The following is a 15,261-nucleotide window of genomic DNA, read 5'->3' as shown; positions in this document are numbered from 1 at the left end:
TTATGTTAACATGCGTATTCGGTAAGCATGCATGGCTGCTGTGCCTAATTGTTCAAGGAATTTGCCATTGATGACGGCGCCGACAAAAGCACCGACACCAGGCAACAGCTGGACCATCTTGATTAAATCGATATGATCCCGATATTCCTGCTGCAGCACTCGCCAATTGACATCCTCGATGGCACCGGAAACTTCATTCCAATGACGGATAGCTTCCCAAAGCTTTACCCTTGTTTCGCCGCTTGAGAACGTGGCACTGAATATTTGCAGGAGAAATACTCTTTCACTGAATGCTGTCACATCGAAGCCATAAATCCTGCCAATATCGAATAGACATTTCATCTTGATGCTGAGCAGTAGCGGGAAATCAGCCATCCCTAAAAGAATGCCTCCAGCTCCAGTGCCGGCTCCTTCCAATCTTGCTGTCGTTTTATAACGATTGATCACTTTCCGCACTTCTTTTTCCCTTTGTTCGAAACTCCAGTTCTTTTCGACTTGAATTGGATAAATATAATTGGAAGACGTCAGGCTCAGCTCGATCATCTGGCGGATCGCTGCCGTGATTGCGCTGTGCACTGCTGCTGGAATCTTATCGGTGATTGTATCCTGGGCACCTTTGGAAAACCGCTGGAACCTGCCGCCGCGTCTTTGCAGGGAATGATAATAGAACATCGCTTCCTTCAGTTTTCTTTCCTTATAATAATCTTCCACCATCCGACTCCTTCCTATTTCAACCGTTTTGGCACATACATACGGACGAATCCGACTCCGAAGACCAGTCCGACAATTAGCGCCAAACCGAAACCTAGTACATCGGCTCGGAACAGGAACACCAGGCTCAGCAATACCGCCTGTATGATAGCTAATTGCTGCAGGAGAGCTAGCAAAGCATGTTTGCGGGTGTCGTCTGGAACCGGATATAGATCCATCCAAGCTATGGTTCGATGATGCTTCCATAAACCGATCAGTTGGAAACCGGTCAAATAAAGGAACAATAAAGCAAATGCCAGCTGGACCCAAAGATTGGGAATAAAGTAGATGATGACTCCAGCCAAGATCGTCAACCGCAGAAAGAGCCCGAAATAGTCCCCGCCTCTGACAAAGGTAACTCGGAACAGATAATCATATGTATCCTTCTGCTCGAAAGGAACACGGCTAGTAAATAGATTGACGACAGATTGCCGCTTATGGACTTTCGTCTTCAAATGCGGTACATCGGCAAACTGGTTCGCAATCCGGTAAAACGCCTGCATTCGCGCCTGATCCTTTTCAATCAGCAAGTCCCATGCAAGTCCCCCTTGTTTTCTGCTGATGCTGAAGTCTGCAATAAGCAGCGCAACAAATAGAACTGTCAAAACCGCCGCTGCCATCAGATCACCGCGTAAAAAGAGCCAAAAACATCCGATATTCAACACTACACGCAGTGTCTGCTCGCCTCTTCTTATATTGACATTCCGAATCTTCAACATCCACCAATTCATATGGAGGTTCCACAGCTTAAATACAAGCAGGACGAAAAAGACAAGCAAATAGGAAGCAAAGCCATCCCCCAGCCCCGCTGCGAAAAACAAAGGCGCAAGCGCCGCTGCCGCCAAAATGAGCAGGTAAAGCTGTGTGAAGAAGCTGTAGCCGATCGTTAACTTGAAATAACGGTGCAGCTTTGGCTCAAGTGGAAGCAGAAACACGATATCGGCTTCCTTCAATAAAGTCCGGACCGGGCTGTAGCTTGCCAAAAGACCAAATACAACACCAATCAAAAGCGGTGCAGGAAAACCCGGATCCAATGTCTCAAGCCACTGCTGATAATAATAGGCAAGCCCCGAAATCAAAAACAGCATGGCTATCATAAGATGCTGATTGAATATATAACGCAGATAGCGGTTCATTTCCTTCATGTGCTCGGAAAGCCGCTGTTTGAAAAACGTATCCGCATTAAACATGGCTGTCTTCTTCCTTTGTCAGCTGGACATATAGATCGTCCAGTGTGGCATCCCGCATGTCGAATTCATTGCGCAGTTCCTCCATGGTGCCAGCCGCCCGCAGCTTTCCATCATGCAGGATGACGATACGGTCACAGTAACGTTCCGCAGTAGCAAGAATATGTGTGGACATCAGTACGCCAGCTCCATTCTCCTTTGCCTGGTTCATCAGCTGCAAATACGACTGAATACCTAGCGGATCAAGTCCTACGAATGGTTCATCCACGATATATAGATCTGGTTCCACAAGGAAAGAGCACATGATCATCACTTTTTGGCGCATCCCCTTTGAAAAATGAACCGGGAACATCTTCAGTTTCTTTTCGAGACGGAATTCCTTCAGCAAGGGAGGAAGACGTTTATCAAATTCCTCCTTCGACAAATCATAAGCCTGTGCAGTGAGACGCAAGTGATCATATAACGTCAGTTCATCATAAAGCACTGGCATTTCCGGTATGTACGAGAAATTGCTCCGATACGTCTCCGGTGAAGCAGCAAATGTATGGCCATTGATCTGGATACTGCCGCCCTTGGGCTGCATGAGTCCGATGATATGCTTGATTGTCGTACTCTTACCAGCTCCGTTCAGGCCAATGAGCCCGACAATTTCCCCCGCATCTACTTGGAATGATACTTCATGCAGGACATTTTTATGTGTATATCCGCCTGTAAGTGAATCTATATGTAATAAAGGCTGCATTACCTTTTCCCCTTTCTAAGGCACTCTTGCTAAAAGTTTACCAAAGCACGGCGGATTTGCCAAAATAAAACGGTTATAACCTCACACAACCTGCACATACTATTTTCGAAGCAATGAAGTTGCCAAGAGGTTTCCGAAAGCAGGACCCATTCCTAAAAAAATGAGGTGTTGGTAGGAGATACAAACCGCTACGTCCGAAAGTAAGCTGATTTACAACTGTAAGCAAGCTGAAAGTGTACTGGCGCAAACTCCGTAAGCCGCTGTACAGTTCGAAATGGTTTTACTCTTGGCAACCTTGCTTCTGAGGCAGACACTCCCAAAACGCGAAGAATTCCAACATTCCGGCCGTTACGGGATGTCTGCCTATTTTATTCGACATACTTTACAAGCATGTCCATTCCTTTATACAATATGTATACATGTCAAAGGAGTGATCGTATGCACGAAAAGGATTGTATCTTCTGTAAAATCGCCGCTGGTGAACTGCCTTCAGCAAAAGTTTATGAAGATGACCAAGTACTTGCTTTTATGGATATCGGCCAGGTGACAAAGGGACATACCCTCATCATCCCGAAAACCCATACGAAGAATATATACGAAACACCGCCTGAAGTGGCACAGGAAGTATTTGCGCGTGTGCCACAGATTGCGAATGCGATCAAAGAAGCGTTTCAGCCGGCTGGACTGAACGTCTTGAGCAACACAGAAGCTGCCGCAGGACAGACGGTTTTCCATCTGCATGTGCATCTGATACCTAGGTATGGAAAAGATGATGGCTTCCACGCCACTTTCAAGCAGCATGACAATATTGCCAGCGATCATCTTGGTGAATTGGCAGAAGCAATCAGCAGTAAAATCAAGTAAGCTCACCACTTATGTTTCACTGCTACATAAGAAGAGAAAATAGTATAATGGAATAGGAAGGAGTGAAGATGATGGCAAGTAGCAAATCAATCGCTTTAGGTATACTCGTAGGCAGCACAGTCAGCGCTGCAATTACATTGCTGACAGCGCCATCTTCCGGCAAAGAACTGCGCGCAGACGCAAAACAGCGCAGTGATGAGTGGAAGGTAACATTCAACAACTTGAAAAATGAAGGCACACAGCTGAAAGAACAAATCACCAGAACGTCCAAAGAAGGCGCTGCTATGTTCAAAGAATTATCAGCTGATGTCAAAACTTCCATCGACAGCTGGAAACGCACAGTCGAGCCGCATCAGAAAAATATCCAGAAAAGCTTGGCTCAAATCGAGAAAAGCCTGAAAGAACTGGAAGAAAAAGCGAATCAGAAAAACAATCAATGAAAAATGCTCTCCGTCATGGAGAGCATTTTTCATTTGACTTTCATAGAATCACAAACCAAAAACCCCTTCCAACAGGAAGAGGTTTTTCCGATTACAGCATTATTTCGCTTCCAAATCCTCAATGGAATTCGCATCCACATAGTCAGGTACAACCAGACCGGTTTTCGCACCTTCCAAGTTTGGTCCTAAATCCACAAGCTTATCTTTGTATTGCTCATACAAGTCACCATGTGTAGTCGGCAGCCAAGCTGCTACCATGGCATCAGCTTCTCCATTGGCAACTGATTGCCACATGACTGCATTATCAAGTGGTGTAATCTTTGTATTGTATCCCAAGTCATCAAGTACAGCTTTCATAACATTCGTAGAAGCAACTTCGGAATCCCACTCGACATAAGTCAGGCTGACTTCCTGACCGTTACCTTCCTCGGCACCTTTCGTCCACTCAGCTACTTGATCCTCGTGGCTGTCCACCCAGTTGCGTGCAGCTTCGGCTGGGTCTGCACCTTCACTTACTTCCAACATGACTTCTCCCATATCGTCTGTAGTCCAGTTGAATTGATCAAGTACTTTATTAGCACCCGGTACATCGTCAGCAAACCCTTGGCGAGTCATGGTATTAATCGTTTCTTCTTCTCCAAATGAACCTTTTGGATCTTCCAGATACTTCAGATCATATTTACTGAACATCCAATGAGGTGTCCAGCCTGTGATGATGATTGGCTCTTCGTCTTTGATCGCTTCACCTAGAGTTGTCGCCATTGCACCGCTGGAAGACGGTTGCAATGTCCAGCCGTTCAGCTGATCATAATCTTCAATTGCCTTTTCGGCGGCGCTCATGACACCAGCACCAGCTTCGATACCAGTAATCTTGTAATCCACTTGCTCACTGAAGCTGTCAGAGCTGGAGCTGTCATTCCCGCACCCTGCTGCTACCAATGTCATTGCCAGGCCAGCTGCCACACCTAATGTTTTCCACTTTTTCATGTAATCGAACTCCCCTTCTATTTATTGAAAGCGCCTATTTCAGGCTGCATTCATTTACTTGGATTTATCTTTGTAAATATTTTGGGTAAAACGGTCAATGATGATTGCAAGTACTACAATGCTGAGACCAGCAACGAAACCAGGGCCGACCTGTGCTCGCTGCAAGGAAGACAATACTTCACGGCCAAGACCAGGCGCACCGATCATGGATGCAATGACGACCATGGAAAGCGCGAGCATGACTGTTTGGTTAATACCTGCCATTATAGTGTACTTCGCCATTGGCAACTCCACTTTGAATAGCTTTTGTGCTCCAGTAGAACCGAAGGCATCTGCCGCTTCCACCAGTTCCTCAGAAACTTGGCGGATACCCAGATTCGTAAAACGTACAGTAGGCGGTGTCGCAAAAATCAATGATGCGAAAATACCTGGCACCACGCCGATACTGAAGAAAGCAACTGCCGGAATCAAATAAACGAAGGCAGGCATCGTCTGCATAAAATCAAGAATGGGCGTGATGATGGATTGTGCAATTTTACTTTTGGACATCAGAATACCGATAGGGACACCGATGATAATACACAAAATACTGGAAGTCAGCACCAGTGTGAACGTATCAATCAGCTGGTCCCATAAACCTTGGTTCCAAATGAACAGTAAACCAATAATACTGAATACTGCCAAACCGAATTTCTTGCCTGTCATGAAGAAAGCTAATATAGCAACCAGCAAAATAAAAATGACAGGAGGAATAGCATCAAGACCTGATGTAATCAAGTCCATCACATCACCTAAACCATCCTTGATCGGATCGAATAAGAACGCGAATGTATCTGTCAGCATATCGACGAAATTAGATGTCCAATCTGCGACTGGCAGTGCTTCTATGTTTTCCATGAAATTAAGCATGTTCGTTCACCTCACCCTCACCAGCAAGTGCACCAATAACCGCACCTCTGACGATAATCCCCAATAGTTTTCCGTTTTCTGTAACTGCCAACGGAACCGGCGAATCATGGATGACAGCGAACAAGTCATGGAGCGGTGTATCTTTTTCCACTGTCGGTACATCACGCTGTATGATTTCCGATAGATTCTTCACTTCATTTTTTCGAGCTTCATTCGCTTCATCTGCCGTTACGATACCTTGGAGTACACGTTTGCTGTCTACAACCAGGATACTGGACAGACCCGCTTCCCGCATACGTTCCAATGCCACACGAGGACCGTGCTTATCTATGTTGATTGTTTCCGGTCGTTTCATAATCTGCTGAGCAGTAAGTACTTTTGCTCGATCGACATCCTCAACGAATTTCTCGACATAACTATTGGCCGGATTCATGAGGATTTCCTCAGGCGTACCGATTTGAACGATATTCCCGTCTTTCATCAAAGCGATACGGTCACCGATTCGCAATGCTTCGTCCAAATCATGGGTGATGAACAAGATTGTTTTCTTCATCGTTTCCTGTAGGTCCAACAATTCATCCTGCATATCTTTCCGGATAAGCGGATCGAGTGCTGAAAAAGCTTCATCCATGAGCATGACTTCCGGATCGTTTGCAAGAGCCCTTGCCAAACCGACACGCTGCTGCATACCACCAGACAATTGCCCTGGATATTGATCTAAATAACTGCCCAAACCAACAAGTTCCAACGATTTCGTTGCTTTCTTCGTTCTTTCCTCTTTGCTGATTCCTTGTACTTCCAGTCCATATTCCGCGTTTTGCAGAATCGTCCTGTTCGGGAACAGCCCGAATCGCTGGAAAACCATACTCAGTTTTTCCCTGCGTACTCGGCGAAGCTCCTTCTTATCCATCTTTGCCAAGTTTTCCCCATCGATGTAAACATCGCCAGTCGTTGGTTCGATCAAGCGGTTGATCAGACGTACCAATGTGGATTTACCACTTCCTGAGAGACCCATGATAACGAATATCTCACCTGGTTCTACTTCAAACGATGCACGATTGACACCAACTGTGCTTCCTGTTTCTTTCAGAATCTCTTCCTTCGTTTTACCAGCTTCCGCTAATTCCAGCGCAGCTTTCGTGTTCTTACCAAAAACTTTAGAGAGATTTTCCACTTTTATAATTGGCACAGCATTCACCTCTTTTTCTGTAACATTATTGTCATCTTCAGGATAACTTCCCGTAACAATGTATCGACTCAATTTATGTTAAACAAAAAGTTCATACAACACAAACCTCATAAAATGTTGTTTCTGTACATAAAGTTTGTACAGAATATACTGTACACGACATAACGCCTCTTTTCCTCCTATTTCCTTCTAAATGCTCTCGAATACTGTACTATACCGAAGTTCCTTTACCCCTTCGTTTCATGTAAGCTTGAAACAGAAGCATAGATAAGGGGAGGTCGAAAATATAGTGAATGAAAGGATGTCATCATACGAAGCGCTTATAGCGGAACTGACGAGGACAGGTGAGATGTTCCGTTTGTCCGCAACAGAAGCTCGGCTTCTCGCCGTGCTATATGTAGAAAAGCATTCACTCACCCTGGATCAAATGGCAAAATCGATTGGAAAAAGCAAAACTGCTGTCAATATAGCTATCCGTAATCTATCCCATCTGGAACTTGTTGATCGTGTATGGGTAAAAGGATCAAGAAAGGATTTCTATACGAATGTCAGCTCCGTATATAAAAAGCTGATGGCGCTCCAAGTTAAACAATGGCATTCGCAGACAATCCGGCAAATCGAGGCAATGGAGCAATTAAAACAAGCCATCTCGGAAGATGATCCAGAATGGCAGCCCATGGAGGAGAAATTATCCAGCAGTCTGCAGATTCACGAAGAAGCAGCTGCCATACTCAAAAAAATAACCGCTATCAGCTAGAGTTGATAGCGGTTTTGATTCGTTCCTTTTCCTCTCGGACAGCACTTTTCATTCATTCAGCAGAATTAATCCAAAAGAAAAAACCCCTTCCCGCAGGAAGAGGTTTTCCTATTAGCCTTTAGGCTCCAAATCTTCGATGGAATCTGCATCTACATAACTAGGTACGACCATACCTGTCCTAGCACCTTCCAGGCTTGCTCCCAAATCGACAACTTGATCCTTGTATCGCTCATATAGATCCCCGTGTGTCGTCGGCAGCCATGCTGATGCTGTTGCATCTGCTTCTCCTTGCGCGACAGCTTGCCACATGATGGCATTATCAAGCGGGGTGATTTCGGTTTTATAACCAAGATCATCTAGAACGACTTTCAAGACATTTGTAGACGCCACTTCCGAATCCCATTCCACGTAAACGAGACTGACTTCCTGTCCATTACCCTTTTGGGCACCATTTGTCCATTCAGCAACTTGATCTGCGTGCTCATCGACCCACGTGCGGGCTGCTTCAGCTGGTTCAGCGCCCTTATTAATTTCGAGCATGACTTTCTCCATGTCTTCTACTTGCCAGTTAAACTGATCAAGGACTTTATTCGCACCAGGAACATCATCTGCGAAACCTTCGCGAGTGAGCGTATGAAGGGATTCAGCTTCGCCATATGATTTTTTCGGATCATCCAGATATTTAAGATCATACTTGGCAAACATCCAATGCGGGGTCCAGCCTGTGATGACGATCGGCTCTTTGTCCTCGATGGCATCTTCCAAAGCAATCGCCATTACACCGCTTGAGGACGGCGTGATTGACCAGCCATCAAGCTGATAGTCTTGAAAAGCTTTTTCCGTCGCTTTCATGACACCGGCACCTGCTTCGATACCTGTTACCGTGTAATCCACTTGTTCACTTACACTGTCTGAGCTGGAACTGTCATTGCTGCAGCCTGCTGCAACAAGTGACAATACCAGACCCGCAGTCATACCCACTGTTTTCCATTTTTTCATGCAAACAAACTCTCCTTTTCCGCATGATACGGAAAGCCTGTTACAGGCTTTATCAATTACTTGGACTTATCTTTGTAAATGTTTTGTGTAAAACGGTCAATAATGATGGCCAGTACAAAGATACAGAGCCCGGCAACGAAACCTGGGCCAACTTGTGCACGCTGCAAGGAAGCCAATACTTCACGGCCAAGACCAGGCGCACCAATCATGGATGCAATGACGACCATTGACAGAGCCAGCATGACGGTTTGATTGACACCAGCCATGATTGTGTATTTCGCCATTGGCAATTCCACTTTGAAGAGCTTCTGCGGTCCTGTCGATCCAAATGCATCAGCTGCTTCCACCAACTCATCAGATACTTGACGAATACCAAGATTCGTAAAGCGGACTGTTGGCGGTGTAGCAAATATAAGGGATGCAAAGATACCTGGAACCACACCGATACTGAAGAAGGCAACCGCCGGAATCAAATAAACGAATGCAGGCATCGTTTGCATAAAGTCTAGAATTGGGGTAATGATCGTTTCAGCAACTTTGCTTTTCGCCATCAAGATACCAATCGGGATACCGATAATGATACAAATGATGCTCGCTATCAGCACGAGTGTGAATGTCTCGATCAAATGATCCCAAAGTCCTTGGTTCCAGATAAATAGTAACCCGATTATGCTGAATACCGCTAAACCGAATTTCTTCCCTGTCATGAAAAAGGCCAATATAGCGACTAGTAAAATGAAAATGACAGGAGGTATGGCAGCCAACCCTTGTGTAATGATGCTCATAAAGCTAGCAAGCCCATCCTTGATCGGATCGAACAAGAAAGCGAATGTATTCGTCAGCCAGTCGACAAAATCAGTCATCCAATCCCCAACTGGAATTTCTTTAACGTTTTCCATGAAATCAAGCATGTTCGTTCACCTCACCCTCACCAGCAAGTGCACCGATAACTGCACCTCTGACGATAATTCCCAAAAGCTTTCCGTTTTCTGTAACTGCCAACGGAACCGGCGAATCATGGATGACAGCAAACAAGTCATGGAGCGGTGTATCTTTTTCCACTGTCGGTACATCACGCTGTATGATTTCCGATAAGTTCTTCACTTCATTCTTTCTAGCTTCATTCGCTGCATCTGCCGTTATGATGCCTTGCAGAGTCCTTTTGCCATCCACGACCAGGATACTGGACAGACCAGCTTCCCGCATTCGTTCCAAGGCCACACGCGGTCCATGCTTTTCGATGTTTACCGTTTCCGGACGTTTCATGATTTGCTGTGCAGTAAGTACTTTTGCACGATCGACATCTTCCACGAACTTCTCGACAAACTTATTCGCCGGATTCACAAGGATATCCTCAGGTGTCCCGATCTGGACGATTTTTCCGTCTTTCATCAAGGCGATTCGGTCACCGATGCGAAGCGCTTCATCCAAGTCATGTGTGATGAAAAGAATAGTCTTCTTCATTGTTTCCTGCAGATCTAATAATTCGTCCTGCATATCTTTACGAATCAGTGGATCAAGAGCCGAGAAAGCTTCATCCATCAGTAGTACCTCTGGATCATTTGCAAGTGCACGCGCAAGACCCACACGTTGCTGCATACCACCAGACAATTGACCAGGATATTGATCGAGATAGCTTCCCAAACCAACAAGTTCCAAGGCTTCCTTCGCTTTTTGCGTTCTTTCCTGTTTGCTGATTCCTTGTACTTCCAGTCCGTATTCTGTATTCTGCAGAATCGTCCTATTCGGGAATAATCCAAATCGCTGGAATACCATGCTCAGCTTTTCCCGGCGTACCCGTCGAAGTTCTTTTTTATCCATTTTCGCTAGGTTTTCCCCGTCAATGTAAATATTACCCGTCGTCGGTTCGATCAGGCGATTGATCAGACGTACCAATGTGGATTTCCCACTGCCTGAAAGACCCATGATAACGAAGATCTCTCCTGCCTCCACTTCAAATGATGCTCGATTGACACCAACTGTGCTTCCTGATTCTTTTAGTATCTCCTCTTTTGTCTTACCTGCCTCTGCTAATTGCAGTGCAGCTTTCGTGTTTTTCCCAAACACCTTGGAGAGATTTTCTACTTTAATAATCGGCACAGTATTCACCTCTTTTTCACTAGTCTTCTGTAACCTGACTGTAATAATCAGGAATATTTTACTACCACGATGTTTCGACCCTATTAATACTAAACATAAACAGAAAACAAATCAAACGAAACGAATCGTTATATCTGAATGTATAGTACGTACAGAATATACTGTACAAACCATCCTTTACATTACTTCTATTTCCTCCTAATTACTCCGAAATGCTATTACATAGAGTATTTCCTTTGTAAACATCTTTCATGTAGGTTTGATACGAAGGTGAATGGAAAGAAATGAAGGACGTTAGATCAGTGGATGACAGGATCTTATTGTATAGATTGATATGCAGAACCGAAGGATTGTCTTGGCCATATTATATGTAGAACCGAAGGATTGTCTTGGCCATATTATATGTAGAAAATCGTCCACTCACTCTGAATCAGATAGTCAAGCTAATCAGGACAAAAAATCTCTTCACCCCTGCAAATCACCATTTCCAATCAGGGGAAATGGATTTTTTGATAAATCCAAACTGGGATATCCCGCAGCGCCGCCAGACGATTTAGACAGCTGAAGTCCACGATATCGGACAAGCACTCCATCAAGATGCTTGACATCATTCTTCTTATGAAGTTCGGAAGTCCATTGAAAGGATAGGACTACTCAAAAAAATAACCACTATCAGCTTCAGCTAATAGCGGTTTTTCATATCCAGCAATATCAATTCGTTCACCAGATCTTTATATGTATCATCCTGCTTTTCTTCACGAAGCGCCAGCAGGACATCCCAATAATAAAGCTTCGCTGGAAGCATACCGACGAATTCCAGCAGCAGGGACGTGTAATCCAGCAAACCTTCTTCCTTTTGTTCCTTGTATGATCGATTAAGTCGCTGAAGCATTTCCAGCACAGCAGCATATTCCTCCTCATTTATATCCCGTTCAATGAGGAGCTTACGGAAAGGATATTTATCCAACACTCCAGTCTCTGCAATCAATTGCAGATGAAAAGACAGCGTACTCTTTTTTTCTTCCTCCATAAAAACGCTTCCTTTGTCTCTCAAAATAGCCGTTTCATGAGAACGGAACTTGTTCTTATATTTTAAAGTAAAATTTCCAGGAAAGCTATTGATTTTCCCGATCAAACGTACTAATATCTCTTAAGTGAGAAAAGCTCACCCTAAATTCATGTTGACAGAAGGGAGCTATGGACATGAATTGCTGGAGAAGTGTCGATGCGAAGAAAGATCTCGGCACCAATCGTATTTGCCTGATCTCAGCAATGATCGGATTATTGACTTTCATCATTCTATATCCGATGCTGACGCTGATCCACCCTAAAATAAAAATCGAAGAAACAGGTCTATTACTATCATTGATTTCTGTATACTTGCTTCCATTCATCCATGGCATCACACATTTGATTCCTTTCTGGATGACAGGGAAGCGTTGTGCATACAAACTGCGTTGGGTTGGACAATTCATCCCGATCATGCAATTCAAGGTCAGGACCGAAACAAGCCGGATCGTTCCGTTCCTTTCCTTGCTCATGCCGACTATTTTGATTACATTGCCTTTGCTGATTTCAGCCATTTTCGTGGATGTAATGCCTATCTATTTTATCCTGCCGATCAGTGTCAATGCAGCCATGACCTTCTCTGATGGCTTCTATCTCAGCAATATACTGCAGGCGCCGCGCAAATGCGTCATTGCAGGGACAGATGAAAGCTATGATATACTGGTTAAATGACGCTCCATTTTCGGAGCGTTTTTACATATGGAAAAACTGTGGAATTACAATTATTGATTGTCTTTTCCCCTTTATTATGTGATATATTGTCTTAAGGGAAACGGCGGACAAGCCGCCATTCAAATTACAAGTGGATTAGGAGTGTTTGTTTTTATGAAGAAATTGGCTATCGCTGCAGTATTCGCGACAAGCGTTGTCGCCCTATCAGCATGTGGTTCCGGTGAGACAGTGGTAGAATCAAAAGCTGGGGATATTTCCAAAGAAGATTATTATCAGGAGCTGAGTGACAAATACGGTTCCCAAGTGCTTCAGACAATGCTTCTGGAAAAAGCCCTTGACGATAAATATGATGTCAAAGACGAACAAATTGACGAACAAGTCGATAAATTGAAAGACCAATACGGTGATTCATTCGAATCCGTCCTGCAGCAAGCTGGTTACGCGGATGAAGATACTTTCCGTGAATCCGTAAAAACAAGCCTTCTTCAGCAGCAGGCAATTGCAGACGGTGTCGACGTTTCCGATGAGGAAATCCAAACTCGTTATGATCATATGAAGACAGATCTTAATGCAAGTCATATCCTTGTTGCTGATGAAGATACGGCTAAAGAAGTGAAGAAAAAGCTGGATGACGGTGAAAAATGGGATGATCTTGTAGAAGAATATTCCACAGATACCGGCACAGTGGAAAATAAAGGCTCCTTGGATTGGTTCACTGCAGGGTCAATGGATTCCGCCTTTGAAGATGCAGCTTACAATTTGAAAAAAGGTGAAATCAGTGATCCGGTAGAATCCAGCTTCGGCTGGCATATTATCCGCTTGGATGATACTCGTGATACAGAACAAGAAGTCGGTTCCCTTGATGATGAACGCGACCAAATCAAGACTGAGCTAGCTATCCAGAAAGTTGACTCCGCTGAACAGCAAGAAAAAATCAACAAAATCCTGAAAGATGCAGACTTTGATATCAAAATCGACCAATACAAAGACTTGGTCGATAATATGACTTCGACATCAAAAACTTCCGGCTGATCATGGTAAAAGACCGAAACGATTAACGTTTCGGTCTTTTACATTATTTTTTATCAGCGCGTCTTGCTTTTTCTTCCTCGATACGCTCCATATATACATTTCCTTCCCGCTCGATGAATTGCTGCTCTGTCTGATAGTCATGCCGCTGCGTCCGGAATGCCATGAAGCCGCTGCCGATCATGCAGAGGAACGCAAGCATGACCCACAATGGAATGTCCGGCATTGTAATACCCCCTTGTCCTTGTTGTGTAATATCTATGCCGTTGGACAAGGTTTCATGACTTGGATCAGGAGGCTTGTCGCTGTTCGTTGTGAAAACGTTTGAACATCACGTGATAAACGAAGGCACTTACCAGAGCTAACAGCGCAAGGATAGTGAATGTGAACTGATAACTCATATAACTAACAAGAACAAGGCTTAGCGGTGCAAGCAGCTTCCCAAGCGTGAAGCGCAGACTTGCAGCTGAAAAGTATTGTCCCCTGTTTTCTTCTGCTGCCAGCGATGCTACAAAACTTTCCTGTAAACCGACTACCATAAGCTCTCCAATTGTAAAAAGGGTGATGGCAATCATAAAGACCCAGAAGCTTTCCGTCAATCCGTACAAAAAAATCCCCCCAGCATAGGCGATGCTGGAGGCCACGAATACACGGGCTATCCGGAACTTCGTGACAAACTTGGTCGTGAATACGGTAAATATGGCCACCAATAATCCATTCAACGCAAGAATAAGTGAAAATGCCTGTTTGCCATCCACCTCGATCCGGAAATCACCCAGCACAAATACAGTCTGATTCGAGATGACTTCGCTTGTATACACAGCAATCAGGATATCCAGCTGCATGAATGTTTGTGCTATCAATACGCCGGCGACGATGAACAGCAGGAATGTCCTGTCTCTCGCAATGACACGATACGTCTGCAGCTCTTTCCACACAGCTTTGTACCATGTGGCATGGTCGGCTTTTTCTTGTCTTTTATCTGGCACTGTTTCCCGAATGAAGATTCGCATGATAGCAAACAACAGTGCCGTAAGCAAGAAACCAGCCAGCAGCATTTGGAAACGGTAAGAGTAAAATAATACCGTTCCGATTAACGGACCAACCACAACGGCGATATTCAAACTTGTGTAAAAAACGGCGAAAACGGAAGCTCGATGTTTCTCTTCAACTACATCGGCCACCATTGCATGTGATGCCGGCCAATACAGCGCACTCCAAATACCGAGGAAGCTGAACGCAACGAATGTCAGGACGGATGATGTCAGCCATGGTGAATTCGCAAAAGCAAACACCAGGAAAGTGATGGATTGTCCGGCAACAGCAATACTCATCATCTTTCTCCTGCCGAAGCGGTCAGCACAATATCCTCCTACCAGACTTGCCAGAACGGATAGCCCTTGTGATAGCATTAGTAGCCAGCCGGCTCTGTCCTTTCCAAAAGCGTCCTGAAAGAAAATTGTCATGAACGGGAAGTAGGCCCAGAACAAAAAGTGCATCATCGCTTCCCCAAGCAGACGGATCTTCAGGTTGCGATCCCAATCCTTCCATCTCATTTAATTTCCTCT

17 protein-coding genes are annotated in these 15,261 nt (G+C 44.6%); 5 read left to right on the top strand and 12 right to left on the bottom strand.

The annotated features are described in order from the left end of the window. From BLQ53_RS08435 to BLQ53_RS08425, 3 genes are read right to left on the bottom strand one after another with little or no spacing between them, the layout of a single operon-like run. Positions 1-714 (bottom strand): EcsC family protein, encoded by a 714-nt coding sequence (locus tag BLQ53_RS08435; RefSeq protein WP_093726872.1) that lies wholly within the window; start codon positions 712-714, stop codon positions 1-3. A gap of 11 nt (positions 715-725) precedes the next feature. After that, positions 726-1,940, bottom strand: coding sequence for an ABC transporter permease (locus BLQ53_RS08430; protein WP_093726871.1), 1,215 nt, complete (start codon positions 1,938-1,940; stop codon positions 726-728). After that, a complete protein-coding gene (locus tag BLQ53_RS08425; RefSeq protein WP_093726870.1) occupies positions 1,933-2,679 on the bottom strand; it encodes an ABC transporter ATP-binding protein in 747 nt (248 codons plus the stop codon). The genes BLQ53_RS08430 and BLQ53_RS08425 overlap by 8 nt, the downstream gene beginning before the upstream one ends. A 438-nt stretch (positions 2,680-3,117) precedes the next feature. Here BLQ53_RS08425 and BLQ53_RS08420 point away from each other — a divergent pair, with 438 nt between their 5' ends. Both BLQ53_RS08420 and BLQ53_RS08415 read left to right on the top strand, forming a co-directional pair. Further along, positions 3,118-3,543, top strand: a complete 426-nt coding sequence (locus tag BLQ53_RS08420; protein ID WP_093726869.1) for an HIT family protein — start codon at positions 3,118-3,120, stop codon at positions 3,541-3,543. Positions 3,544-3,614: 71 nt separating this feature from the next. Further along, the gene (locus tag BLQ53_RS08415) at positions 3,615-3,983 is read left to right on the top strand and encodes a YtxH domain-containing protein (protein ID WP_093726868.1); all 369 of its coding nucleotides are present in this window, start codon (positions 3,615-3,617) and stop codon (positions 3,981-3,983) included. Between the two features lie 99 nt (positions 3,984-4,082). Here the strand turns inward: BLQ53_RS08415 and BLQ53_RS08410 are convergent, their stop codons facing one another. The 3 genes from BLQ53_RS08410 to BLQ53_RS08400 are packed head-to-tail and all read right to left on the bottom strand — an operon-like array spanning position 4,083 to position 7,068. After that, positions 4,083-4,970 carry a glycine betaine ABC transporter substrate-binding protein gene (locus tag BLQ53_RS08410; RefSeq protein ID WP_093726867.1) on the bottom strand — a complete coding sequence of 296 codons (888 nt, stop codon included), beginning with the start codon at positions 4,968-4,970 and terminating at the stop codon, positions 4,083-4,085. Positions 4,971-5,024: 54 nt separating this feature from the next. Next, a complete protein-coding gene (locus tag BLQ53_RS08405) occupies positions 5,025-5,879 on the bottom strand; it encodes an ABC transporter permease (protein ID WP_093726866.1) in 855 nt (284 codons plus the stop codon). Beyond that, on the bottom strand, positions 5,872-7,068 hold the full coding sequence (locus BLQ53_RS08400) for a quaternary amine ABC transporter ATP-binding protein (RefSeq protein WP_093726865.1): 1,197 nt from the start codon (positions 7,066-7,068) through the stop codon (positions 5,872-5,874). Before BLQ53_RS08400 ends, BLQ53_RS08405 begins: the two co-directional genes overlap by 8 nt. A 289-nt stretch (positions 7,069-7,357) precedes the next feature. Between BLQ53_RS08400 and BLQ53_RS08395 the strand changes: the two genes are divergently transcribed. Then, a complete protein-coding gene (locus tag BLQ53_RS08395) occupies positions 7,358-7,825 on the top strand; it encodes a GbsR/MarR family transcriptional regulator (protein ID WP_093726864.1) in 468 nt (155 codons plus the stop codon). 111 nt (positions 7,826-7,936) lie between these two features. On the opposite strand, the gene BLQ53_RS08390 is transcribed toward BLQ53_RS08395, so the two are convergent. The 4 genes from BLQ53_RS08390 to BLQ53_RS08375 all read right to left on the bottom strand — a co-directional run bounded on the left by BLQ53_RS08390 (position 7,937) and on the right by BLQ53_RS08375 (position 11,954). Continuing rightward, a complete protein-coding gene (locus BLQ53_RS08390; RefSeq protein ID WP_093726863.1) occupies positions 7,937-8,824 on the bottom strand; it encodes a glycine betaine ABC transporter substrate-binding protein in 888 nt (295 codons plus the stop codon). Between the two features lie 56 nt (positions 8,825-8,880). Next, a complete protein-coding gene (locus BLQ53_RS08385) occupies positions 8,881-9,735 on the bottom strand; it encodes an ABC transporter permease (protein WP_093726862.1) in 855 nt (284 codons plus the stop codon). Beyond that, on the bottom strand, positions 9,728-10,924 hold the full coding sequence (locus tag BLQ53_RS08380; RefSeq protein WP_093726861.1) for a quaternary amine ABC transporter ATP-binding protein: 1,197 nt from the start codon (positions 10,922-10,924) through the stop codon (positions 9,728-9,730). Before BLQ53_RS08380 ends, BLQ53_RS08385 begins: the two co-directional genes overlap by 8 nt. Before the next feature lie 682 nt (positions 10,925-11,606). After that, positions 11,607-11,954: a DUF1878 family protein gene (locus tag BLQ53_RS08375; RefSeq protein WP_093726860.1), complete on the bottom strand. Its 348-nt coding sequence runs from the start codon at positions 11,952-11,954 to the stop codon at positions 11,607-11,609. Positions 11,955-12,127: 173 nt separating this feature from the next. On the opposite strand from BLQ53_RS08375, the gene BLQ53_RS08370 reads away from it, so the two are divergent. Next, positions 12,128-12,664 (top strand): DUF3267 domain-containing protein, encoded by a 537-nt coding sequence (locus BLQ53_RS08370; RefSeq protein WP_170829624.1) that lies wholly within the window; start codon positions 12,128-12,130, stop codon positions 12,662-12,664. A 153-nt stretch (positions 12,665-12,817) separates the two neighbouring features. Continuing rightward, positions 12,818-13,696, top strand: coding sequence for a peptidylprolyl isomerase (locus BLQ53_RS08365; RefSeq protein ID WP_093726858.1), 879 nt, complete (start codon positions 12,818-12,820; stop codon positions 13,694-13,696). A gap of 43 nt (positions 13,697-13,739) precedes the next feature. On the opposite strand, the gene BLQ53_RS08360 is transcribed toward BLQ53_RS08365, so the two are convergent. Continuing rightward, positions 13,740-13,919: a sporulation YhaL family protein gene (locus tag BLQ53_RS08360; protein ID WP_170829623.1), complete on the bottom strand. Its 180-nt coding sequence runs from the start codon at positions 13,917-13,919 to the stop codon at positions 13,740-13,742. A gap of 64 nt (positions 13,920-13,983) precedes the next feature. After that, complete coding sequence (locus BLQ53_RS08355; protein WP_093726857.1) at positions 13,984-15,249, bottom strand: MDR family MFS transporter; 1,266 nt, start codon at positions 15,247-15,249, stop codon at positions 13,984-13,986. Positions 15,250-15,261 lie beyond the last annotated feature (12 nt).

The organism is Terribacillus halophilus, assembly GCF_900101385.1.
Taxonomy (GTDB): Bacteria; Bacillota; Bacilli; order Bacillales; family Amphibacillaceae; genus Terribacillus; species Terribacillus halophilus.
The sequence above is the reverse complement of the archived record's forward strand: the minus strand, read 5'-3'. Positions and strand labels throughout refer to the sequence as shown.